A 24,509-nucleotide genomic window follows, 5' to 3' on the forward strand; every position below is an offset into this window, starting at 1 on the left:
GTATTCAATCTTAATTCTTTTATTCTACAACCTTGTTCAGTAAATAAGGTTTTAATCTTTATTTTTTGTGTAATATTTTACTTCTGGTTCTGCTGCAATAGAGTATGAATTTTCTTGCAAGTCATACTTTACTACATTCTCGTACCCTGAAAAAGTATCAGGCTCATTGTCAGTCCATTTTTCACACTGGCGAATAACAGTTTCCAGTGCATTGGATGCTTCTTCAGGTGGATACTTGTATTTTTTCAGAAGCCGTTTAATCATTTTGCGCATACCGGCTCTTGCAGACTCTTTCTTTTGCCAATCAATGGTACGGTTTTTGCGGAGTGCTTCTGTGAGTTCTTTAGTCATGGCTACTAATTGTTCATTGGAATAAACATCATGAACAGCCTGTGGCTTGGTTAATGCATCATAAAATGATTTTTCTTCCGCTGTAAGCCCTAACTCATCTATTGTAGATTCTGATGTCGAAATCTCTTTTGCCAATTTTAATAATTCTTGAATAACCTCTTCATTAGTAAGAAGTCCTTTCAAATAATTAGAGAGTGAACGATTTAGTAAATCTGAAAACTTTTCAGCTTGCACTATATTCGTTTTTTGATAGAGTGAAACTCTTTCTGCCAATAACCTTTTGAGCAATTCAATAGCTATATTCTTTTCTTTCATTTTCGATATTTCATCCAAGAAAGCGGTATCGAATAAAGAAAACTCAGCCTTCACATCAGAGAATAAATTGATAATTCCATCACTTTTTACGCTTTGTTTCAACAATTCACTAATGCGTATATTGATTTCTCTCTTAGATACTTTCCCTTTTCCTGTCATTCTTGAAAGTAATGTACGGACTGTTTCAAAGAAAGCTGACTCAAATCTTTGTTGTTCGTTAAGTAAGCTGCGGCAGAGTGTAATTGAGTTATGAAGTAATATCGCTTCCTTCATAAAGAGAGGTTGTATTTCTTGTTTTTCGGAAGACATAATAAAGTTTACACCTCCTTTAATGATTTGAGCACGCTCTGCATCTGAGCTCGATTGGAATTTACTATAATTAAATCCATGAAACATATCGCGACAAATCTCCAGTTTCTCTTTAAACTTAAGCAATGCTGTTTCTTTAATATCCGGATTCCCAAATTTTTGCTTGTCTCTTCCTGTATAATCACGCATCGCTTCTTTAAGAGCTTTAGCAAATCCGATATAATCTACAACAAGTCCTCCTGCTTTATCATTAAATACGCGATTAACACGAGCGATGGCTTGCATTAAATTATGTCCACTCATGGGTTTATAAATATACATAGTAGCCAATGATGGAACATCGAAACCCGTTAACCACATATCCACGACAATAGCGATTTTCATAGGATCGTTGTTGTCTTTGAAGCGTTTGGCAAGTTCTTTTTTATATTGTTTATTCCCAATAATGTCATGCCACTCTTCCGGATCTTTGTTACTACCAGTCATTACGACTTTAATTTTCTCTTCCCAGCCTGGACGTAATTCCAATAATCTTTGATAAATACTAATGGCAATGGAACGAGAGTAGGCAACAATCATGGCTTTTCCTGTTAGTTCATATTGTCTGTTTTCTTCATAATGTTGTAGTATATCTTTGCAAAGAGAATCAATCGTTTCAGGTGCTCCCAAGATTTCTTCTAAATGCGACATTTCTTGTTTGCTCTTTTCTATCTGTTCATCTGTAGCACCTTCTGAATACAGTAAATCATATTCGTCATCAATAGCTTTTAATGTAGTCTCATCCAAATTAAGACTGATAACTCTTGATTCGTAATATACCGGGCAAGTTGCCCCGTCGGCTACAGCTTGAGTCATATCGTAAACGTCAATATAATTGCCGAAAACCTCTACTGTATCCCTGTCCCTAGTTGAAATAGGTGTACCGGTGAATCCAATGTATGAGGCGTTTGGTAAAGAATTATGTATAATTCTAGCAGTTCCGATAGAAATCTTTCCTGTTTTGATATCTACTTTTTCTTCAAAGCCATATTGCCCTCGGTGTGCTTCATCGGCCATTACTATGATGTTTTTACGTTCTGATAATGCTTCTTCCGATTCTTCAAACTTTTGCATAGTTGTAAAGATGATTCCATTCGCTTCTCTCCCAGATAATAGCCTTTTTAAGTCTTCTCTACTTTTGGCTTGTACAGGAATTTGTCGTAAAAACTGTTGACATTTAGAGAATTGAGTATATAGTTGATCGTCCAAATCATTACGGTCGGTAATCACAATAATTGTTGGTTGTGAAAGCTCCTCTTGTAAGAGATGGGCATAAAATACCATTGATAATGACTTTCCACTACCTTGCGTATGCCAAAATACACCAATTTTACCATCTCCTAGTGTAGATACCTTAGTTCTTTCTACAGCCTTTCTTACAGCAAAGTATTGATGATAGCCTGCTAGAATTTTAGCTGCCCCCGTTTCGTCTTTAGAAAAGCAAGTAAAATTCTTTATAATATCTACCAGACGTTCTTTTATGAACATTCCTTCAAAAAATACATCGTAGTTTACATATTCATTATCTTCATACTGGCCGTCCTTTGTCTTCCACTGCATATAGCGGTCTTCTTTACTTGTGATGGTTCCTGCTTTTGAACAGCTCATGTCGCTCATCACACAAAACACATTATAGATGAAAAGCGACGGAACTTCCCTCATATAGTTGCGTAATTGTAGATAGGCTTCTGAAGCATCGGTTTCTTCACGTGAAGGAGATTTTAGTTCAATAACCACAAGTGGTAATCCATTTATGAAGATGATAATATCTGCTCTTTTCTCTGAGTGTTCTACAAATGTCCATTGATTGATAACTTGGAAACAGTTTCGATTGATATGTGTGTAATCTATTAAATAAATTATTTCATGTTGTTGTTCTTTTCCATTATGATAAGACACTTCAATGCCATGTTGTAGATAATCCATGAAAAGTTCATTCTTCTGTATTAGACTGCCTGTGTCAATATCTTTTAGCTTTGTGATGGCTTCATTGATAGCAATTTCTGGCTTATTGGAATTAATAGTATGCAAACTGTCTACCAACTGTTCTTTATAAAATGGAGTATAATAATCTCTTTCTACGTTAGGACCATATAAGTATTGATAGCCTAGATTATCAAATAGGGCAATCAATGCCTTTTCGTAATTATCTTCGGTGAATGTCATGGCAATTATTGTTTATTGAAAGATTGTTTGATAATTTCTATTGTTTGAGGTAATAAGACTAATGAATCAAAGCTAATTTCAATATCTCCATTACCCCAACGTCCAACTCCGGTTATGTCTTTGCAGATATTATTAGGGTCGTGTACTTCATTGAATTTCATATTAATACTAACTCTTAATCTGGATTTTTGTATAACGATATCAGCTATATTGGTTTTGTATTTATATGCGATATAAAGTTTTTTATATTCTCTTTTAATGCTAGGATTTATAGCTAAAATAGCTTCATCTAATTTCTCAAATAACATGCGTACAAATACATTGGAATAATCATATGATTCAAATGTGTATTTTGATTCAGTTTCTTCCTTAGGCTGATTAAACTTGCAGAGTATTATCTCGTCTAATTTAGGATATGCCCAAATATTAAGAGCATATTCAATAAGGCCCTTGGCTCGTTCTCTAATAAGTTTTGTGTTCCAAGTCGTTTGTTCTATCACAAAGCTATTTAGATTATGCGTAGCACTCTTTTTGAAAATATGCAATTTTTCTTGAAAGGGTTTATCACCCATTTCCGAATTATATCGGGTGAGTGTCAGATTTCCAAGTCGGTGAAGGTATGTAACATGATCTTCTTGCCAATTATCACCTAATGCTTTTTGCCATTCTAATCTTAGGTTCTCATTTTGTGGCATGATGTGTTCAATCGTGAAACCTTCAAACGATATGGGTTCCTTGTTTTTGTAATTCTCCAGTTTTACAAGTAGATAGTTGATAATTCTTGCTTTATAAATATCTCGTTTTTCTAACTCATTGGCGAATTCGGAATCTGTAGGAAATGACTTATAGGAGTCAAGTTGAATAAAGGCATATTTTATCGAATTTAGATAATCATCTTTTACGATGTTGTTCTTCATTGTCGCAAAAGTCTTGTTGAGTGAGTTGGTTGGTATTTCACAAACTGCCCTTCTTACTACATAAGCTATGGTGGCTTGCACTATTTCTATTAAAACGTCTTTACTAATAATCTTATTCTTGTAATCACCATATATTTTTATAAGAAAAGGATATGCAACTTCCATCCTGATTTGAGTAATATCTAAAAACAAGGAGTTCAGCTCTTTGTCTACACAATTGTTTTGGATAATTTCCGTATAACATTTTCCGTATAGCAGAATATCACTTGCCAATTCTGAAATAGAAGAGAACTCCGAGTTCGTATGATAGTTTTTGAATTCTTCGTATATCTGTTCTATTTTAGGAATCCTGCTTAATTTCATGGTTAAATAATCACGAAAGAATCTGTCTATGAAGTATGCTCTATCGTGAAGGGGGAAAGAATCTTCCATTGGTTTCCAGTAATTCAGATAGATGTCTGTTTGTTCATCACTTGAAATGCCCATAAGTATAAAATTCCTGATGAGGTCTGATTGTGACAAATCCATACCTGTAGAATTCAGACTTTCAAAAATAAGTTGTGGATCATCTCCATCGGCATTATTCAGTGTGATGCTTACAATCTGTAGTTTTGCTATAGACTGATAAATTTGTAGAGGCGTTAACTCTCCCATTGCGATTTTTTCTTTGAAATAGCGATAGTTTATGTAAATATTAGAATCTTCTGAGCTGTTAAAAGGAAGATTGTCTATTAGTTTTACTAACACGTCTTTATCTGAATCAGAAAGAATCAGTTTATATCTGTCATTCCCTTTTTGATGATCGTTTTTCAACAAAAAATATGTCAGTGTGTCTTCGTCAACTTCATCTGAGGGGTTCTCCTTAATGTAATCTCTTAAAGCAATCATTAGGATTGTAAGAGTAGTCATTCTTTGCTGTCCATCTATAACAAGGTATTTGTGAATGCCCATCGGTGCATTGCAATCTGAAATATTCACAATGGAACCTACAAAGTGATGCTTCTTACCACTCTGTTCCATTTTGACAATATCGTTCCAAAGTCTTTCACATTGTTTTTCTTTAAGCCAACTATATTTACGTTGATATACAGGCACAATATATTGATATTTGCCATTTAATAATTCATAAATGCTTCCTTTTGCAATATCCATATGTTATTCTTTATTTAATTCAAAATCAATAAAATCTGCATAGTTTGCTTTGTATGCTTGATAATCAAGGTTGTATAAAGCTTCAGAAGCAGAAATAATCACTCCTCCAATTTCTAAAGGATTTTCATCATCAAACCAGTTATTGAAACTCTCACAATCCTTATATAGGACTCTCGTATCTCCATTTCTCACATGATTGATATAGAAATACATGATAAATCCTCCAATCACATCTGTTATTTTATAGATGAATAAAGATAATACTTTGTCAATACAAGGATGTGCTATGTCTAAACCATGAGTCGCAAATCCTGCATTATTGCGTATCTCAGCTATTTTTTGTGCAACAGACGCTATTCTTCGCCCTAATTCTGGGAGTTCTGCTAAATCTGTACCTGATTGTGTAATTAGTTGCTCTAATGTTTGCTTTACTAAAACCTGAAATTGAGTATCATCATTAAGGGCTTGTCCTTGATTAGTTAGTATGGTTTTACAGATACCTTCAATAAAACTTTTGCTTGTTTCAATACATAAAGCAGGATTCGTCTCAACATTATTTTCAATTGTTGAGATATGAGCTTCGTATGCTTTGAAGCTCGGCACTTTTTCTATTAGCTCTAGAATCCAGCGCATTGTATCTAATTTAAATTATCATTTATCCGGCGGTTGAGCTCGATTTTGTCGTTGAGGGAGTGGAGTATTGAAACCACTTTCCTCTGGTGAGACAAATTAGGAAGTAGAAGTTCAATATCTTCAATCATTCTTTTAGTCAAAGCGTTTCTTGTAGCTCCTCCTTGTGAAATAGAGAGCAAATAAGATTTCTTATATTGCAGAAAATAGAGCAGATAATCATTCAATACAAGATCTGCATTTCCTCGAACAATGGCTACATGCTGATTAACCCTTGCTGGAAGAATCCAGCTGGGGGCCATACAAGCTCTTGCTACAGAATCGCCAGTAATATTAAGTAGAACATCATTCTCTTCGATGGAAACATTGTTTAATTTCTGCGCTTGTTCATTATTAATATATGCAAGACCATCTACTGAAAAATTGAAGTCCAACACGTTTTGACTTCTTATTAGTGCAATATCTCCACCCAAATATGACTCCTTACCGCCTTTAGGCGTTGCTCCACTGCCTATTTTGGAACAAAGTTCACTGAACTTATAAATTTTTGTCTCTTCCATAAATGAGAATTTAGCAGTTTATTTTATTAACGTTTAACTCTCCAGACATCAGTTTGGGCAGTAAAGTGTCTCGTGTCTTTGTGAGATTACGATTTTCGCATTTCAATCCGATTATTTGATTAAATATAGGACTTATAATATCATCGATTTTATTTAGAACAACTGTATCAGGAAATAAAACTTCCGATTTTTCAAGTTCTCCTCTCTTTATATGTCCCATAGTCACAGCTTTATCTTGGGCTATTCGGATGAATTTATCTAGATGATGTTTCGTCCAAAAATAGTAAAACCATTTAGGGTACTGTTCTGATGTTACTTTGAACAAATGTTGATTTAAACCACACTTGCCGCCACACCATATTTTGACCATAAGAGTTCCTGACCATGAAAATATTATATCTCCATTATAAACTTTATAAACTTCGTCTATACTTTCAGAACAAATATCTGATGATGTATCAGTTCTTCCTTGCCCTAATTCTTTGATTTTTAGAACAGGAATACCCTGTTCACCTTCTCTTGGACGAAACTTTTGCATAGCCAAACCGTTAATATAGTTTGCTGAATCTGTAAGATTGCCTAGACTATACTTTCCTAATAATGCAGGTTGTTCAATAAAAAAGTGATTGAACAACGCCTGTGCCTGCTGCTCTAAATTATCATTTATCCGGCGGTTGAGCTCGATTTTATTATCCAAAGATTTCAGGATATCAACTATTCTATTTTGAACATCTCGTGAAGGTAACATAATAGGCATTGTTCCATAAGTCTTTGCATTGATATTCCCTCTCGTCCCACCTGTATCAAAAGAATGAACCCAATCATAATAAAGCTTTGAATGGGTGTAATACTTCAAAATACGAGGATTAACTTTTGTTTCATCCAAAGAAAATTTTATAAGGAATCCAGCATATACGAGTTCACCATCAGAGCCGTCATAGAAATAGGAACGCCCTGTACTATTCCCTGTTCTTGCAAATACAATGTCATTAGGTTTTAAAAGAAAGGCATCTGCGTTTTTTTCATCAACAGACATCATGCTAGACTTATTGAGTGTACCATCATCGTTAATATCAGTTATTCTCAAATAAGTACGTAAAGAAGGATTGTATGGTACAGCTGATGCTGCTATTCCATAATTGCCTTTACCTTTTATTAGTTCCTCTAATGTATATGTTTTTATCTCTTCCATAAATGAGAATTTAGCGGTGTAAATAGTTAATTTTCGTCATTAAATAGTCCTTTATCTTTCAAACGTTTTAGCTCTTTATCAAAGTCAGATAAATATTCACGATCCTGTATGAGCTTAAACTTCTCATACTCACAAAAGGCTTTTTCTTGTGCTTCTTCATTAGAAACTGTGCCTGAGTGCATCAAAACCTCATAATCACTTATCGATAGGAAACTGCTTAATTTGTTTTTCCAATCATTCATTGTTGTGATGAGCTGTTGTTCTGCCCTTAATTCTGCAAAGTCAAGAAATGCGGATGATAAACGTTCTAATTGCGATACCTCTTTGTCTGACAGATAATTTTTGGCAACTATTGTATCAGATTTTTGTATCCTTCCATCAGGGGCTTTTTTCCATGTTGTCAGTCCCATGTGGGGCATCTCGGCATCAGCACGGTTATATATTATTTCTGCTGCTGTATGATGAGTTACTGCCCAATGCATCATGTTCTGTACCATTTTGAAGAACAACCTAGTTGTATCCGATTTAGCATCGTAATCAGCACTACATTCTGCATATACATCTGTTATTTTCTGATAATACCTTCGTTCAGATGTACGGATTTCACGGATGCGTTGCAGTAAATCGTCAAAGTAATCTTTTCCAAAATGACGACCTTGTTTTAAGCGTTCGTCATCCATTGCAAAGCCTTTTACGATAAACTCTTTAAGTACTCCAGTTGCCCAAATTCGGAATTGAGTGGCTTGATAACTGTTTACTCTGTATCCTACGGCAATAATTGCATCAAGATTATAGAACATGGGAGAACGCTCCACCTCTCTCTCTCCTTCTTGTTGAACTATCTGAATTTTTCGGATAGTTGCCTCCTCTTGTAGTTCTCCCGATTCATATATTTGTCCTAAATGATAATTGATTGTCTTTACATCGACACCAAAAAGAGCTGCCATTCGCTTTTGTGACATCCAAAATGTTTCATTATTGAATATTACTTCTATCTTTACTTCTCCTTGACTTGTTTTATAGAATAAGATATTGGAAGATAGATTATTGGATGTTAATTCTAACAAACTTGTTTGGCACTTGAAAAAAGCACGAGCCTGTTGTACTAATGCTTTCTTGGAATCTGCATTCTCGGCAATGATAAGACAAGCCATTCTTGATAAATGGAAGTTTTCTACATTTCTGTATGCACCTGAACCTAACTTGACCATTTCTACAGTAAGGTAAAAATGGTCGTTTATATTCATTCCTTTTGCTTGGGCAATAGCAATGGCTTTCTTTATTACAGAAGCGAACCTGTAATAAGTGGTATAGCCCATAGCCCCACACAAATCACGTGAAGTCCAATATTCCTTCCCATCTGAGCTTTGTTTCTTTATTAGTTCAAGCTGAGGTTTCATTTCAGGTATTTTATTCTCTTCCATATGTGTTAGCTGTTTAAATCATTAACTTTTAACTCACCAGACATGAGTTTTGGCAATAATGCATCGCGAATCATTGATAATCGCATATTTTGAAGCGAATTGTCTTTAATTGTTTTTAATGTAATTTCAGCATGGCTCATGAATGATTCAAGTTTTTCACGGGGAATGACCGGAATTCTGTATTTGCCGATTGTATCTCCTGAAACCCTTTGACGTCCACTACTTCCGTTCATATTTTTAACAGCATAGTCTACAAAATCATGGTTACGAGCCAAAAAATAGAAGAATGATGAAGAATAATTGCTTTTAGTTGAGATCACTATATATTCGGTGGAGCCATATGCGATTTCATCCTTATCAAGGAAATTGATGAAAGCAGTCTTCCCATTTTCAAGGCAAGGAGTAATTCGGGCTATCAAAGTATCTCCATTACGAAACTTCATACCACCATTGTATTCTTTTTCTATCCACCCATTAGGAAAGCTCCCCATAGTTGGAAGATTTGCCATTTCAATGCACTTTGCAGATGTGCCTTTACTTAAATTTCGCTTAGGGTTAATTTCTGCAATTTCATGAATTAATACAGTTGTACTATCTGCATATTTGTTAAGTAGTTCATTGAGCCAGGCCTGTGCCTGCTGCTCTAAATTATCATTTCTGTGCTTATTTTGTGGTGCGAAATGATGATGAGTATAATATATACTATTCTTATTTATCATGCTAATTTATAAATTTACGATGAGATAGTTTCACATTGTTTTGATTCACCATAGCATAGTGCATTGTGGTGTCAATCTTTACATGACCAAGTAATCGTTGCACTTGCTCCACAGGCATCCCCTTGTCTATTGCCATTGTAGCCAATGTCCGTCGGAATTTATGAGGATGCACACGTACAATCTTACATTGTTTTCCAATTTTGCGTAACCTTGTTTCCACACCTGATATTTCAAGTCGGTTGTGTGGCTTTGCTAAAGAGACGAACAAAGCTTTGTTCCGGTCTTTTCGAGTTGCGAGATATTGTTCTAGATGTATTTTAGCGCGTGCATTGAAATAAACAATTCTTTCTTTATTCCCTTTGCCAAATACGATACACTCTCGCTCGTTGAAATTGACATCCTCACGATTAAGTTTGACTAATTCGCCAACACGCATTCCTGTAGATGCCAATAAGTCAATGATGGCGAGGTCGCGTGGTTCTTTGCAATTGTCACGTAAGTGCTCTATATTTTCATCTGTTAAAACAGCTTTGATTTGTACCCCTGTTTTTACCTTATGTATCCTTCGGATAGGGCTTTTCAGAATATAGTCTTCTTCTTCGAGCCATGCAAAGAATGATGAAAATATACGGCGAATGTTGTCGATTGTCACCTTACTGGATTTATTCTTGCGCTGAAATACAGCAAGATAAGCACGAATGTCCTCAGTTGTATAACTCACAACCTTTTTAGGCATTTTCTTGAAAAGCTGTTTGATAGTAGAGCTATAATACTTAATGGTAGGAGTTGTGCATCCTTCCACTTGTTTGGCAGACAGAAAAACCTCTAATAAACGGTCATTGGTCGCAATATCTTCATGCGCCTTCTCTCCGTCTTCCGTAATAGTATATTTGCTTATTATTTGAAGCAATACCCCATTAAGTTGAGCTTGTTGTTCTATATCTAAAACATCTGTCATTGCATTGCTAATCTCTTGAATTAATTTTTCTTTCATATTTCTTATTTGTTAGTAGTGTACTAAGCAAAGAATACGAAAGACAATTTATTTAATTGTAAATCCGATACTTCCCAATTGTTTGCGTATTTCTTCTTCCAATTCATGAGATTGGGCAAACAAGCCTGATAGTTCGGTCGTGAGTCGCTCCATTTTTTCTTCAAATGGTTCACCATCGTCTTCCGCATCAGCTATGCCGACATATCTACCAGGAGTAAGGATATAATCTTGTTTAGATACTTCATCTATGCTAATTGTGGCACAAAATCCTTTTTCATTTTCTAATGTACCGTTATTAAATTTGTTAAAAGTATCTGCTATTTTTAGAATATCATCTTCGGTTAGTTCCCGTAGTTTACGAGACACCATAGTGCCCATATTACGAGCATCAACAAACAATATCTTTCCTGTTTGCTTTTTTGCACGGTTTAAGAACCATAGTGATACCGGTATTCCTGTTGTATAAAATAACTGTGAGGGCATTGCTATAATACCTTCCACAAGGTCGGCTTTTATAATATTTTCCCTAATAGTACCTTCACCTCCGGTTTGTGATGATAAGGAACCATTTGCGAGTACCATACCAATTTGCCCATTAGGAGAAAGGTGGTGAATCATGTGCTGAAGCCATGCAAAGTTGGCATTACCTGACGGAGGAATACCATATTTCCAACGTGTATCATCTTGCAATTTATCAGCACCCCAATCACTCATATTAAAAGGGGGGTTAGCTAAGACAAAGTCTGCCTTTAGGGTAGGATGCTGGTCATCAAAGAATGTGTCGGCATTGAATTTGCCTAAATCAGCTTCTATACCACGAATAGCAAGATTCATTTGTGCCATTTTCCATGTTGTGGGATTGCTATCTTGTCCAAACACAGATATATTGTTAATATTACCTTGATGTCGTTCGATGAATTTTGCAGATTGGACGAACATACCACCAGAGCCACAAGCTGGGTCATAAACTCGACCTTTATATGGTTGCAAAACTTCCACAAGTGTACGGACAATGCAAGCAGGGGTATAAAATTCTCCTGCTAACTTACCTTCAGCTTCTGCAAATTTAGAAAGACAATACTCATAAGCACGGCCAAGAATGTCTTTGCTATCCCCATGTTCCTTCATGGAAATATTGGTGAACAGATCAACAACATCTCCTAATCTTCGTTTATCTAATTCCGGACGAGCAAAGTTTTTAGGTAGAATCCCCTTCAATCGGGTGTTTTCTTTCTCAATGAGGCGCATGGCTTCATCTATTATGGTGCCAATTTCAGGGGTGTGAGCTGCTTTGGCGATAGTTTCCCATCTCGCTTCCTTAGGAACAAAGAAAATATTCTCTGATGTATATTCGTCTTTGTCCTCTTCAAAACCGTCACCTTCATCAATTAATGATTGATATTTGGACTCAAATCTGTCTGATATATATTTTAGAAATATTAAACCTAATACAACTGATTTATACTCAGAAGCGTCCATATTGCCTCTTAACAAATCCGCTGCTTTCCAAATCTCTTTTTCAAATCCTATTTCTGTAGAATTAGCCATATACATTAATTTTTATTATTTCTCATTTTAAATCAAATTCTTTACATCCACATTCAATATCTTCGCTATCTCAAACAACTGTTTAAGACTTGGTTGGCGACGATTGCAAACATAGGCATTGGTCTGGCTGAAACTTTTGCCAATCTTTTCTGCAAGCCACGTTTGCTTGATCCCTTTCTCTTCAAGGACTTCTTTTATTCGGTTCATATCAATTAGATATTGATGTTTTCTTTTGTTTGGCTCTAAAGATATGAAATATTCTGCTATATAATAATGGAAAGATGGAGATGTTGATATATACAGCTTGATTAGTGGACTTTAAATATGTTAAAAATACAACAACCTCCCTTCCCGTGTATTTTTCTATTTCGTCTGAAATCTTGGTCCATTTTGGATTGACTTTTTTCACGGTTTTGATCATTTTGGCTGACAATAGATGGAATGGGATGCCGAGATCGTTCCGGAAAACGTACAATTTGATTGCTGTGAGACGGAAACGCCAGCAAAGTGATAAAGCTTAACTCCTGGAGAATCGCCTGTAGCAAAATAAAACAGACGGCGTCCCGAATATTTGAAGGAAATTTAGGTGCTTTTTTGCCCTAAAGACGGTCCTCTTTCCAATTACGACCGTCCAAATCGCCATTACGACCGTCTTAATCTTCGCGAGGTGCCGAGTGCACTACACATTAGCACGGTCGTAATGGCAAAGAGGACGGTCGTAATTGCGGAAAACGTTCGGAAAAGGCGAAAAAGTCCCTTTTTGAGGTCAAAAAAGTGGATTAACATTTGTTTGGTTTTGGATGTCTTTCGAGCCTGAGAAATGCGTTTTATACAATAAGTACCATTTGGAAATTAAGAATGGAAGATAATTCCATGCCCATCTATCCGAAATCCCATGCCCATCCATCTGAAATCCCATGCCCATGGAATCTGTCTCGGAAAATAGTTGCTGAAAAATTTGTAAGATTTAATGCTTTATCATATTTTTGCACACTTTTTCGATGCTGAGAAAGCAAAATCGGAATGAAAAACACAGATTTACCACCTGTTACCTTCTCCTCATTCCCTATTCGTTAAATTAAATTGATTTAGATGCGTAGTGATACGCGGAAAGGAGAAAGTTATGGATTATAAATTTGATGCCGAGCATACGTTCTTTACGTCAGATACTCATTTTAGCCATGCGAATATCATTCGTTTCTGCCATCGTCCGTTTAAGGATGTGGATCAGATGAATGAAGCACTGATTGCTAATTGGAATAGGGTGGTAGAACCCGATGATACAGTTTTCCATTTGGGTGATTTTTGTTTAGGAGGTTCCGCTGAATGGAACAATATACTTAATCGTTTGAATGGTAAAATCTATCTGATAATAGGCAATCATGACCGGAAGAACATTCGGCAAGGCTATATGAATAAATTTGAAGATGTAGTGATGCAGATGCGTATTGAAGTTGGCAAGCGTAGCATCTATTTGAATCATTACCCTTTCCTCAGTTATGGCGGTGCCTATCGAGATGTGTGGCAACTTTTCGGTCATGTGCATACCAGTCCCAATAGCACGGGACTTGATACGTCGCGTCTCGATATGCTTTTACCCACACAATACGATGTTGGGGTAGATAATAATAACTATACGCCTGTTTCGTATGAGCAGGTGAGGAAGATTATTCTAAAACAGATAGATAAAGCGAGAAATATATAGATAGAATGATGAATTAAACAGTAAGAAGATGTAATGTCTAACCGAAGCATAATTAGTGCAAGGCCTATTGTGCTTCATAACATTACATTAATATGAGCAGATCAAGAAAAAAAGTTCCTGCAGGAGTATGCTGTTGTTGTAAGTCGCAAAAGAGAGGAAAAAGGGTTGCTTCAAAACGATTCAGAAGGCGTACAAAAGTATTGATTAGTCAGGCGAAATATGAACTGTTGCCAACACGTTCCATTGAATTGACCTCTCCATGGGACTTAGGCGGTGATGGTAAAACTTATTATGGCTATCATCCTGATTGTGAATGGTATGTCAGAGTGATGCGTAAATAAGTAAGTTGGCGTTTTTTCCGTTCTTCACTCTTATTTGCCGATACAATATATTCACAATTATGATATTCAGCACTTTCTGATTTAATAGGTACGAGTAGTCATTTTGGAAATAGGAGAAGAAATTACGGTGATTTTAATTGTCTGAAAATCAATGATTACGTATATATTCTCGTACTTGTGCTATTCCACTTTTTTGCAGTCAAAACTTCAATACGAATATAGCGAAATTTGGATAAATAACAAGTATAAAATAGTAGAAAATCTAAGAATTACTCTAAGTTTGCGTAATAAAAGAAACTGAGGTTAATTTATATCTTTGTTGTATGAAGAAAAAAGATTAACCGACTAACGGAAGTACACTAAAAGAATTAATAGTCCCTCGAGACTAGTTATTGTAACAGACTTCTGTTAGTCCAGCAGACAAAGACTAAATAGATTATAGATCTTTAAATATCATTTAGAGTAGTAGCCCATCCCTGCTATCGGTTAATCCTAAAACAATATAAAGGTATGAATAAATTATTTATCGGGATTGATTTCTCTAAGAAAAAAACCGAGGCAAACATATATAGCTTTTCATGCTAATAAGCATACCAGTGAAAAGACAGTTATAAAGGAAGATGCAATGGAAAAAGTATTGCAGGATTTGAGTCTTAAGAAATGAGAAAAGGTATCCAAGAAAGAATAAGTTATGAAAAGATGCTTGACTTTTAATAAAAGATATTTATATATAAATCTATGGAACATATTTGGCATATACAGAATAAGAATTTTAAAAAATCGGAGTCACACTTCAAGTGTATTAAATATTCTTTATCAAGAAGGTTGTGCTTACATAATGGACAATCATCTTGCTGCAGGCTGGTGTTAGTATAATACTTTGGATCGGCATAAAGAATATAACTTTTGTCATATTGATCAGCATGATGACCTAGCTAATGATCCGCATGATATTGTAAAAACTTTGTTTTCAGAAGGTACAAAAATTTCACTTGAAAAATATACTTCGTTGCATTATGAGCAACCTCCAAGAGTTATTTCACCTCCGAAGAAAACTTTAAGGTGGGATAACTATATACTGCACATGAAATCAGTCTTTCCACATTGGTTTAAGAAAGAAGTATATGCGTGTCATGATTTTATATCAGGCGAAAAATCCAGTGTTACAAACATTCAATTATATGATAGTTGTTTTGATCTTGGTAATGGGGTTCAAGAATGCCCAATTCATCCGACAAATATCAATTGTTATGATTTGAGTCAAATATTGGAAGAGCAAATCCATAAGAGTCTATAATTATATAGGGACGCCTTTCTCTCGAAATGCGGTTATAATTATTTTATTTATAGTTCATTAAATAGCATAATTGAGTATTTCTATTACATGGAGTACACCCAAAAGTTTGTTGTTCAACTTTTGGATGTACTTTATCTGATATAAATGTGAAGCTCTAAAATTTGGAGTCTTTCGAAAGGACCTGTTCTATAATCATTCTCTTTTATTATATGGACACAAATCGATTGTCAACTCTCTGAGCTGTTCATCCGAAAGACGCATATTTTTCAAAAGGTTCAACAGCTCCTCTTGGCGTGGTTGCCCCAACGTCATGCGATACAAAGCAAGCACCTTGATAAGACGCTCGTATTTATATCGGTCACGGCTGAGCGGGTAAAGCGGAACAATACGTTCAATGTATTCCAATTTAGCTTGCTGTTCTTCCGTTAGCTCTGCGACAGGAAGACACCAATAAGGAACAATATCCGAATGTGTACCTTTCAAATTTGAATAGGCCGTAGAGAACAGTTCATCCCAAGTATGATAGGTTTCACTGCCATACAATTTTACCACATTTCTACGGATTGCCAGACATTTGAAGCGATTGATACGACCTTCCCGTTGCTCCAAATCAACAGGATTGGAAGGAAGGTTCCAGTGAACAATCTTTCTGGCATACCAATGAAAATCAAGACCTTCCTGACCGACAGAAGTAGTGGAAAGCAGGAACGGGCGGAAAGGGGAGTTGAATGCCTTACGGATATTGGTGGTACGTGTGACAGATTTGTCTGTGACCGTTTTATCAATGAATGGAATAGCAAAGTGGCAACGCATAAGTTGCTTTTTCTCTTCCTTGCCCAACGAATCGGTTGTGTCTATGCTGAGATTGCTTGTGCCGATAATAGCATTCGTGACTGCATGTCCCAACATCTTTGTTTGTGTCATGTGTGCATACTCATCGAGTACAGCCTGCAGGTTGCCTATCACACAGTAATCAAGGACCGATTCGTAATAATCATCATCATTCTTTTTATTGTACATCAGGTCTATCACAGCTGCACTTTCAGGCTTGTTGAATACTGAGACGATTGCTTTGGCCACCATCTTGGCATCTTCATCACTGCCGGATTGCCGATAAGTACATACCGCAGGTGAAGCGATGGTGATATCCGTCATCACATCCAATGCATTTGAGGGTACATACAGGCCGGTCAAATCTTCTACTGGTTCTCCATCCAGTATTTTCATGAGAGTAAGAATAAGTCTGGCGTTGTTACGCCCTTGTTGTGGAATAGTACATATGAGCGTATTCTGTGCAAATTTTTCTTGGATCCTCTGTTTTATGATTTTCCGGATTGAAGAAAGTCTCTCTCCATAAAATGCGGCAGGAGAAAAAAGATTGGCTAAAGTTCGGCAAGGATACTCCAATAGTCCGTCGACTCTTAAACGGTTCTCGCCGTAACGGTTCTTCTTTTGAGAAGTATAACGCATCTCCGGTTCTGTTTTCTTTAACTCTCCAAAAGTATATAACTCCGAATAATATGACATCATGATGGAAATCATTCTCGGTACCATTTCCCATGAAGAGAATAAAATAACCTTGGAGAAGTTACGGGCTTCGTAACTCTCGAATATATCTTCGGCCTTATAGTAAGGATTGGAGGCAGGAACCCAAAGTAACAGCTGCGTCTTCTTTTCATGGCGTGCACCAAATACGAGGTCGTGGAGATACTTTAATTTTCCATTGGCAGTAGGGATTGAACGATAATTGTTGATGGCATATCTTGATAGAAGTAGTGCGTCCATTTTGCCATATTTTTTTACATCTGAATGTTGTAATGCCAAAACAATTCGCTTCTTCAGTTCATACTTATCCATAAAGGACAACAAATAAGGCGAAGATTTGACGTATTCCATGGGAAGATTACCCAAACGTACTCTCGTATTTTCGTGGCTTAGACAATCCATCAGATACTGGCCCTCCGCAAAAGAAAGGATATCTTCCGGCATGACTTGCACATCGCATACACGGGAATCGTCAATAATGCCACTGTTAAACCGTTCCGTGCGACACATTACCCCATACAGAGCTTCTTCCGCTTCGTTTTTAGCAGTAACAAGCGGTGTCAAATCAACCACATCTGTACGCTTCAATGCAGTAGAATATGTATGCCATATCAACTTGAACTGGTCGGTTTTATCTTTTGTGGCATATAGGAAGTCTATTACTTGCATGAAGTCTTGATAATGCTCGTTATTCCCATTTGTATTCAACTCTTCAAGAGTGGAATAAGGTTTGTAGGGGGTGGCGGAAAGTAACAGAATCTTTGTATTGGACCGTTCGTTGTCAAAGAATTTGTTGGCCAGCATGGATTGCTCGTCATCGCCTTGTTCAAGCAGTGAATTGAAGCGTTGAAACTCATCCATGATGACCAGGTCCGGATCAAGCATGTCTATACTGATTTCTGCAAAGATACGGCGCAGCTTGTTAATCATGTCTGCCCGCTGACGATTGTCGCAACCATTCTGTGCATATTCAATCAGTTGATTGATGATAGTATCCGACAAACCCGTCTGTAACTTGCCATACATTTCACAAAGATAATCTTCTCCGCATAGTCCGATTTTGTCGTTATAAATGTGGATAAGTTCCTGCCAGTTTTTTACATTATAGCTAAGAAAATCACTGATAACTTCCTTATAATCTTTGAATTGAGTCAGTCTGCGCAAAATATCATACATCAAGGCACGTTCATTGGCCGTTCCTTGTGCACTGTAAAAACGAAAGGAAGTGGAAGGTGTCAGCGGAATGATTGATTCAGGCATTTCTCCCTTCTCATGCTGTTCTGCAATCCGTTTCTCAGCCAATTTAATATAGAGATGCTGCATTGACAGACGGCTCTCGCTGATACTCATCCGATTTTCAACCCCTAATTTCTCAATGTTCTGGTCGGCTATGTTGGCATTCGAACAAATATAAACAACCTTAAAGAAGTCATCCTTCTCCTGTTTGTGCCATTCACGAACCAGATTGATGACTTGTTTGGCCACTAACGTCTTGCCCAGGCCCACTTCGTCGGCAAGCAATACCCGACGGTGGCCTAAGTTTTTATAGATATGCAGAATACGGTCTGCAGTAGCACGTTGAAAATCTTTTACTTCCTGCCTCATAAGCGTTTGATTCGTTTAATAACATTCTCAAATGTGTTGTACATTTCCATGAAATGGTCTGGGATAACTGTCTCGTCCGCTTTCTCTACGATTTGCCGGATGGAAGCGATGCGTTCAGGGTATTTATAGGCCATTTTCACCATATCCTCATATAGCGAGGTGCTTATTTGCTGTTCCAGAGCTGAGGTTTTCTCATAGGCCAGTTCTTTTTCCAATTGCTGACTTTCCAGAATATACTGTTCCACATCATCTGTCAGCATGAATGCCAAATAGTTGATGAATTTTCCTTTCGTATTGATAAAGGAACGGAATATTGCTTTGTCCCTTTCATCTGTTGGCATTCCTTCTGTCTGTATTTTTATCAGACGGCGTAAATCTCCAATTCTTATCGTGTAGAATTCTGTCAATGAATCCAGTGGCATATCTTTAAATGTAAGGTCGTCAGTCAATTCTTGTTCTTTTCTGTCACATCCTAAAGGATAAAGAAAAACAGGTTCCGAAGGCATCTTGTTTGGCAGGTATTGTATTGTGACGGTATAGCTACTGTCATTTGATGTAACTTGTGCCTTTTGAATGGCTGCAATCGCACGACGCAGCATCAATTCGTTGCTGACATCCTCTTTTCCACCACCTTCTTCAAGTACCGAAATGACTTGCTCGAACATACATTCTTTACTGTCATTAATCAGTTCATTCCGGAACTTTTCATACGAGGATTTATAGGGGGCAAACTTTAAGTGCAGTAAAAACTCCACATTCCGCCCGAATCCATTCATGGTGGCATTGGTAGAGCCGAGATACAGATGATTATAGCTAAGATTGCCCTCGTACCGGCGTACGAAATAAACTTTCTCGTGTAAATCGACAGCTACATCTTTTTCTACCTTATCGGTCAGTACTTCCTTAGGGACATAAACCTCATTTTTGAACAATCTGATTATATCTTGTGTAACTGAAGCATGTCTTGTGATGAGTGTTTTCTTAGCTCCAGGACTGCAATCGACCATCTGATTCAAGATATTCTTGTCCACGAACGGGGAGATGACCAGCATTTCTGCCACATGATTCAGCATACTTTGTTCAAAGCATTCTGCATATCCGTCATATTCCGGTATCCCCATAGGGAAAAACTCGTAATCTTCAAAGGGAGACTCTGTAAGATCAAATCGTTCAATGTAGTTGATGTCATTACAGAGCAAACGCATATTTTTACGGATAGTACGGTTATCAGCTTTTGCGATTAACCATGTAAGAAAGTCCACAAGCGGTGCATGTTGGATTTGGGCTTTTCGTGTGGCTGGTTTTGATCCGATTTTACCGACAAGTTCACATACTACGTCCAAGTCGTTGGAGCCGGTAAGGTTGCGGGAAAGGACAATCAGTTTGATTTGCTGAGTACCTGTGTCCGGATTTGTTTCTTTGATTATCCATACTTTGGGGTGAAAATTGACGAAACCGCCCCCTTTTGCTTGCAGTGCTACCTGTACAACACTCTGTTCCAGAAGTGAATACACTTTAGAGTTGGCCTGCGGTACTGCAATACATCCGGCATTACAGAAAACCGCAAACTTACCTGCCGATTGATTGATAGTCTCCAATATCAGGTGAGGAGAGCGCATAGCCGTCTCCGTCAAGTCGGTCATCGTTCCCAGCATAAATGGTACCGACAATAAGGAGGGCATGTCCAGACTGTAGGTGGTGCATACTGCATAATCAATCACAAAGCCATCGCTTTGCAACACATCCGTATAGACTATATCATTCCATAACGTATCAGCCATTGACCGCCTCCTTTCTTAATTCCTCGGCAAAGGTCTTTACCGTTTCCCATCGGTAAGTGAGTTTATAGTAGTGTATGCGGTTCTTCCTGTCGTAAATATATGCAGGATTCCCAATTTTTCGACGATTCCCTTTCATTCTTCGTTCTCGGTTGATAATCAACTGGTCCAGACCTCCATCTTTTTCAATGTCATTGGCTGTAATGCATTCCGCAACTTCTTTGCAGAACCATTTTCCACTATTCTCCCGTATGCTTACGGCATTCAGCACTTTGTCTATGTCTGTATCACTATTCCGGTATTCTTCGAGCTTCTCCTGAAATTCAGTTCGCATTTCTTCATCTTGGTATTGCGAATAGATATAGTTATAGCGGATGTGCACCATATATATAAAATTAGCGAAACGTCGGGCCAGGTCTTGTAATTCTCCAATCTCCTGCGGCAAGTGGCGGAATGGAATCTGTTCAAACCTATTGGCTATCGCAAAGTCAGGATTATCCACGATGTAACGTAATAAGGTACCTTGACATGCTTCTGCATTCAGTATGTGATCCACAATGAAGTTTTTGTCCTCTACAGTCAGGTCTAATGTACATTTCTGGGTAAAATCATAATCCACATTAGGGAAAGAGCAGAACTGGAACAAGCCTGACTTGTCATCCGCATCGTCATTCGTATCTTCGTCATCCGTCTTGGTCACCTTAGGGGCATTGTGCAAGGCCTTTGAGGTGGAGTAGATTAATTCATATAATTGTGGACTACGTAAGATTCCGAAGGTCTGCAATCCTGAATTGTAGATGTATGCCGGATCATATTTTACATAATTGTTCCCATTTTTACCAATCATCTCACTTCCGGTAATGCCTCGTTTGTCCGCACTGCCTTCGTAGAGATTCTTTGTCATGATGCGTTCCAGCCGGATAATTTCCGCTTTCACCTCCGACAAACGGTTATATCGTTTTTCAGTAGCCTTGCGATAGAGTTGCGGCATGAGCGAAAAATATTTCATGTGCTTTTGCAGGGTGGATATTCCGGGGAACATACGGTCTGCGAAGGCATCACGGATGCGGCCAATGCCGAGTTCATCGAGAGCAACAGATTCCGAAGTCATTTTCAGTACCTGCATGGCTCGGGTTTGTTCCTCTCGGTTACTGTGTATATATCCTAATTTCATAAAATTTCTAATAATGAATTTTTAATCGTTTCCTTATTCACTGTATCTGTCGTGGAAATGCGGAGCATACGAAGTCCTATTTTGATGAATATTTGATTCTTCAAAACATCACGTGATTGTTGTGCGTCACTTCCCGATGCAAAACCTCTCAAAAATATTCCCCAGCACCTGGTCCGTCGTAACCTCGCCGACGATATCTGAAAGATGGAAAATGCATTCACGGAGGTCTTGGGAGATGAAGTCGCCGGAGAGGTTGGCGGAGAGGCCTTCCTGGACGCGGTGGATGGAGTCGAGGGCGTGGGTTAGGGCTTCGTAATGGCGGATGTTGGTGACGATGATATCGTTTTGGGATAGAGAAGGGATATGGGCGGCTTGAATTAATAAATCCTGCAGCTCGTTGATATTCTCTTTTTTCTTGGCGGAGATAAAGATGGACTGGACATTTTCGGGTAGGTCGGCAGGGATGAGGCCAGTTGTATTGGCAAGCAGGTCGGCCTTGTTGAAAACGAGGATCAATTGCTTGCCTTCGCAACGAGGTAGAATCTTTTCGGACAATTGGGCGATTTGTTGGGGTGCATCGACCGCATCTATCATCCAAAGGACGATATTTGCCTGGTCGAGTTTCTGGAATGTACGTTCGATGCCGATACTCTCGATAGCGTCATGCGTCTCACGGATGCCGGCGGTATCGATGAAACGGAATGTGATGCCCTGGATGTTGATCGTGTCTTCGATTACGTCACGTGTCGTACCGTGAATATCACTTACAATAGCTTTTTCCTCATTCAGTAAAACGTTTAGTAAGGTGGATTTCCCCGCATTCGTTTCACCGATAATCGCAACCGGAATACCATTCTTGATTGCGTTTCCCACACTGAAGGAATTAGCCAGGCGCGATATGACTGTTTCGATATGAGCTGCTAAAGCACTCAGTTCGCTGCGGTCGGCAAACTCCAGCTCTTCGTGGTCGCTGAAATCCAGTTCCAGTTCCATCAGGGAAGTTATATGTAAAAGCTGTTCACGCAGATTTTTTAATTCATTGCTGAAACCTCCGCGCATCTGGTTCAGTGCCAGGCGATGTTGACCGGCTGAGGTCGATGCGATCAGGTCGGCAACAGCTTCCGCCTGGCTCAAGTCCATTTTGCCGTTCATGAAAGCACGCTGCGTATATTCGCCGGGCAGGGCGGAGCGGCAACCGTTTTCGATCAGAAGCTGCATGATTTGCTGCTGGATATAAACGGAGCCGTGACACGTGATTTCAATCGTATCTTCTCCGGTAAAAGAGTGGGGGGCACGGAAAAGGGCTATCAGTACATCGTCTATCAGTTCTCCTCCACGCCGGATACTACCATAGCGCAACGTATAGGCTTTCTGTGACAACAGGCCTTTTCCTGCTGTACGCGGTACGAATATCGTGTTACAGATCGTGATTGCTTCCGGGCCGGAGACACGGATCACAGCAATTCCCCCGGCCCCAGGGGCGGTTGATACGGCGCAGATGGTATCTTGATTGATCATGTGAAAAATAAATAATAAAGGGCGTTCGCGAACCGCCCCTACGGTTTTATACGGTTATTAATTCATACTGTTGTGTTCCCAGGCCGATCTTTTCGGCATGTTCCAGACCTGCTTGCCAGTTGGTTTCCGGGTGCATGATGTGGAACTTGTCGCAATCTTCCAGATGATCATGGTGTGGAGCGTCTGAAAGACGGTTGCCCGTTTCCAGGATCGGAGCTTTGATCACCATATCGGCACATGCTTTGTCAAGAGCAACCGGATCAAAAGAGGCTGCGATACCCAAATCCGGGATAATAGCCGCGTCATTATGATTCCAACAGTCACATTCCGGCGATACGTTCATGATGAAGCTGACATGGAAATGCTTTTTACCTAATAATACCGCTTTGGAATATTCGGCAATCTTATAATTCAGACGTTCGGAAGTATCCCCTTCACCCATGACGGCCCCGTCGTATTGACAAAGAGCGACACACTGACCGCAACCGACGCATTTCGTGTAGTCGATCTCCGCTTTATGCGATGCATTCAGATGAATGGCATCGTGGCGGCAATGCTTGACACAGATATTGCAACCTTTGCAACTTTCGATGTCGATTCTGGGCTGTGAAGCCGAATGAAGCTCCAGCTTTCCGCCGACACTGGCGCATCCCATACCGATGTTCTTTAAAGCACCTCCGAATCCGGTCTGTTCGTGCCCTTTGAAGTGGTTCATCGTGATGACGATATCCGCATCTGCAATGGCAGAACCGATTTTAGGAGCTTTGCAATACTCACCGTTAATCTCAATTTCCCGGTATTCCGTTCCTTTCAGGCCATCCGCGATAATCACATCGCATTTGGCGGAAATAGGATTGAAACCGTTTTCCATAGCGCTCTCCAGATGATCCACGGCATTGGCACGACGGCCTGAATACAAGGTGTTGCAATCAGTAAGGAAAGGCTTTGCTCCGAGGCTGCGAAGTAACGTTGCCATCCGGGCAGCATAGTTCGGACGAATATATGCCAGGTTTCCCGGTTCGCCGAAATGGATCTTAATCGCTGTAAATTGATTTTGGAAATCAATGCTTGCTATCCCGGCACGTTTTACAAGACGTTCCATCTTGTCCAGCAGGTTACTGGACGGAGTAGTGCGGAGATTGGTGAAATAAACTTTAGATGTTTCCATTTGTTTATTGGTTTAGAAATGCAAAGGTACGAAAAAAACTATTCTTCCTGTGAGTTGTTGGT

General features: G+C 38.5%; 18 protein-coding genes. 3 read left to right on the forward strand and 15 right to left on the reverse strand.

Translation table 11 applies throughout. The annotated features are described in order from the left end of the window. Positions 1-51: 51 nt before the first annotated feature. Genes DW083_RS00875 through DW083_RS00920 form a run of 10 tightly spaced genes read right to left on the reverse strand, consistent with a single transcriptional unit; the run spans position 52 to position 12,523 of the window. Positions 52-3,180, reverse strand: a complete 3,129-nt coding sequence (locus DW083_RS00875; RefSeq protein WP_122331106.1) for a type I restriction endonuclease subunit R — start codon at positions 3,178-3,180, stop codon at positions 52-54. Positions 3,181-3,185: 5 nt separating this feature from the next. After that, positions 3,186-5,249, reverse strand: a complete 2,064-nt coding sequence (locus DW083_RS00880) for a DUF262 and DUF1524 domain-containing protein (protein ID WP_122331107.1) — start codon at positions 5,247-5,249, stop codon at positions 3,186-3,188. Between the two features lie 3 nt (positions 5,250-5,252). Next, positions 5,253-5,882 carry an abortive infection family protein gene (locus DW083_RS00885; protein WP_122331108.1) on the reverse strand — a complete coding sequence of 210 codons (630 nt, stop codon included), beginning with the start codon at positions 5,880-5,882 and terminating at the stop codon, positions 5,253-5,255. A gap of 5 nt (positions 5,883-5,887) precedes the next feature. Then, on the reverse strand, positions 5,888-6,439 hold the full coding sequence (locus tag DW083_RS00890) for a restriction endonuclease subunit S (RefSeq protein ID WP_122331109.1): 552 nt from the start codon (positions 6,437-6,439) through the stop codon (positions 5,888-5,890). Positions 6,440-6,449: 10 nt separating this feature from the next. Next, positions 6,450-7,631, reverse strand: a complete 1,182-nt coding sequence (locus tag DW083_RS00895) for a restriction endonuclease subunit S (protein ID WP_122331110.1) — start codon at positions 7,629-7,631, stop codon at positions 6,450-6,452. Between the two features lie 26 nt (positions 7,632-7,657). Further along, the gene (gene rhuM / locus DW083_RS00900; RefSeq protein ID WP_122331111.1) at positions 7,658-9,055 is read right to left on the reverse strand and encodes a RhuM family protein; all 1,398 of its coding nucleotides are present in this window, start codon (positions 9,053-9,055) and stop codon (positions 7,658-7,660) included. 5 nt (positions 9,056-9,060) lie between these two features. Then, positions 9,061-9,774, reverse strand: a complete 714-nt coding sequence (locus DW083_RS00905; RefSeq protein ID WP_122331112.1) for a restriction endonuclease subunit S — start codon at positions 9,772-9,774, stop codon at positions 9,061-9,063. 1 nt (position 9,775) lies between these two features. Continuing rightward, positions 9,776-10,768: a site-specific tyrosine recombinase/integron integrase gene (xerA, locus tag DW083_RS00910; RefSeq protein ID WP_122331113.1), complete on the reverse strand. Its 993-nt coding sequence runs from the start codon at positions 10,766-10,768 to the stop codon at positions 9,776-9,778. 48 nt (positions 10,769-10,816) lie between these two features. Then, complete coding sequence (locus DW083_RS00915) at positions 10,817-12,316, reverse strand: N-6 DNA methylase (protein ID WP_370038520.1); 1,500 nt, start codon at positions 12,314-12,316, stop codon at positions 10,817-10,819. A gap of 27 nt (positions 12,317-12,343) precedes the next feature. Further along, on the reverse strand, positions 12,344-12,523 hold the full coding sequence (locus tag DW083_RS00920) for a helix-turn-helix transcriptional regulator (protein WP_122331115.1): 180 nt from the start codon (positions 12,521-12,523) through the stop codon (positions 12,344-12,346). Positions 12,524-13,439: 916 nt separating this feature from the next. Between DW083_RS00920 and DW083_RS00930 the strand changes: the two genes are divergently transcribed. The 3 genes from DW083_RS00930 to DW083_RS00940 all read left to right on the forward strand — a co-directional run bounded on the left by DW083_RS00930 (position 13,440) and on the right by DW083_RS00940 (position 15,659). Continuing rightward, on the forward strand, positions 13,440-14,021 hold the full coding sequence (locus DW083_RS00930) for a metallophosphoesterase (protein ID WP_122331117.1): 582 nt from the start codon (positions 13,440-13,442) through the stop codon (positions 14,019-14,021). Positions 14,022-14,113: 92 nt separating this feature from the next. After that, the gene (locus DW083_RS00935) at positions 14,114-14,362 is read left to right on the forward strand and encodes a hypothetical protein (RefSeq protein ID WP_122331118.1); all 249 of its coding nucleotides are present in this window, start codon (positions 14,114-14,116) and stop codon (positions 14,360-14,362) included. Positions 14,363-15,242: 880 nt separating this feature from the next. Beyond that, positions 15,243-15,659, forward strand: coding sequence for a hypothetical protein (locus DW083_RS00940; RefSeq protein ID WP_122331119.1), 417 nt, complete (start codon positions 15,243-15,245; stop codon positions 15,657-15,659). 192 nt (positions 15,660-15,851) lie between these two features. Here the strand turns inward: DW083_RS00940 and DW083_RS00945 are convergent, their stop codons facing one another. The 5 genes from DW083_RS00945 to DW083_RS00965 form a co-directional block, all read right to left on the reverse strand. After that, complete coding sequence (locus DW083_RS00945; RefSeq protein WP_122331120.1) at positions 15,852-18,809, reverse strand: DEAD/DEAH box helicase; 2,958 nt, start codon at positions 18,807-18,809, stop codon at positions 15,852-15,854. After that, the gene (locus DW083_RS00950) at positions 18,806-20,590 is read right to left on the reverse strand and encodes a phospholipase D family protein (RefSeq protein ID WP_122331121.1); all 1,785 of its coding nucleotides are present in this window, start codon (positions 20,588-20,590) and stop codon (positions 18,806-18,808) included. The genes DW083_RS00945 and DW083_RS00950 overlap by 4 nt, the downstream gene beginning before the upstream one ends. Next, on the reverse strand, positions 20,583-21,761 hold the full coding sequence (locus tag DW083_RS00955) for a DUF6361 family protein (RefSeq protein WP_122331122.1): 1,179 nt from the start codon (positions 21,759-21,761) through the stop codon (positions 20,583-20,585). Before DW083_RS00955 ends, DW083_RS00950 begins: the two co-directional genes overlap by 8 nt. A 126-nt stretch (positions 21,762-21,887) precedes the next feature. Continuing rightward, complete coding sequence (gene mnmE, locus DW083_RS00960) at positions 21,888-23,276, reverse strand: tRNA uridine-5-carboxymethylaminomethyl(34) synthesis GTPase MnmE (RefSeq protein WP_199659129.1); 1,389 nt, start codon at positions 23,274-23,276, stop codon at positions 21,888-21,890. Positions 23,277-23,325: 49 nt separating this feature from the next. After that, entirely contained in the window at positions 23,326-24,447 is a 1,122-nt protein-coding gene (locus tag DW083_RS00965) for a DUF362 domain-containing protein (RefSeq protein ID WP_115500032.1), read from the reverse strand. Between the last annotated feature and the right edge of the window lie 62 nt (positions 24,448-24,509).

It is taken from the genome of Parabacteroides sp. AF48-14, from assembly GCF_003477465.1.
Classification (GTDB): domain Bacteria; phylum Bacteroidota; class Bacteroidia; order Bacteroidales; family Tannerellaceae; genus Parabacteroides; species Parabacteroides acidifaciens.

Excerpts from the sequence above, each read along its gene's own strand:
- DW083_RS00875 (WP_122331106.1), bottom strand. The coding sequence starts at position 3,180 with ATGACATTCACCGAAGATAATTACGAAAAGGCATTGATTGCCCTATTT.
- DW083_RS00880 (WP_122331107.1), bottom strand. The coding sequence starts at position 5,249 with ATGGATATTGCAAAAGGAAGCATTTATGAATTATTAAATGGCAAATAT.
- DW083_RS00885 (WP_122331108.1), bottom strand. The coding sequence starts at position 5,882 with ATGCGCTGGATTCTAGAGCTAATAGAAAAAGTGCCGAGCTTCAAAGCA.
- DW083_RS00890 (WP_122331109.1), bottom strand. The coding sequence starts at position 6,439 with ATGGAAGAGACAAAAATTTATAAGTTCAGTGAACTTTGTTCCAAAATA.
- DW083_RS00895 (WP_122331110.1), bottom strand. The coding sequence starts at position 7,631 with ATGGAAGAGATAAAAACATATACATTAGAGGAACTAATAAAAGGTAAA.
- rhuM (WP_122331111.1), bottom strand. The coding sequence starts at position 9,055 with ATGGAAGAGAATAAAATACCTGAAATGAAACCTCAGCTTGAACTAATA.
- DW083_RS00905 (WP_122331112.1), bottom strand. The coding sequence starts at position 9,774 with ATGATAAATAAGAATAGTATATATTATACTCATCATCATTTCGCACCA.
- xerA (WP_122331113.1), bottom strand. The coding sequence starts at position 10,768 with ATGAAAGAAAAATTAATTCAAGAGATTAGCAATGCAATGACAGATGTT.
- DW083_RS00915 (WP_370038520.1), bottom strand. The coding sequence starts at position 12,316 with ATGGCTAATTCTACAGAAATAGGATTTGAAAAAGAGATTTGGAAAGCA.
- DW083_RS00920 (WP_122331115.1), bottom strand. The coding sequence starts at position 12,523 with ATGAACCGAATAAAAGAAGTCCTTGAAGAGAAAGGGATCAAGCAAACG.
- DW083_RS00930 (WP_122331117.1), top strand. The coding sequence starts at position 13,440 with ATGGATTATAAATTTGATGCCGAGCATACGTTCTTTACGTCAGATACT.
- DW083_RS00935 (WP_122331118.1), top strand. The coding sequence starts at position 14,114 with ATGAGCAGATCAAGAAAAAAAGTTCCTGCAGGAGTATGCTGTTGTTGT.
- DW083_RS00945 (WP_122331120.1), bottom strand. The coding sequence starts at position 18,809 with ATGAGGCAGGAAGTAAAAGATTTTCAACGTGCTACTGCAGACCGTATT.
- DW083_RS00950 (WP_122331121.1), bottom strand. The coding sequence starts at position 20,590 with ATGGCTGATACGTTATGGAATGATATAGTCTATACGGATGTGTTGCAA.
- DW083_RS00955 (WP_122331122.1), bottom strand. The coding sequence starts at position 21,761 with ATGAAATTAGGATATATACACAGTAACCGAGAGGAACAAACCCGAGCC.
- DW083_RS00965 (WP_115500032.1), bottom strand. The coding sequence starts at position 24,447 with ATGGAAACATCTAAAGTTTATTTCACCAATCTCCGCACTACTCCGTCC.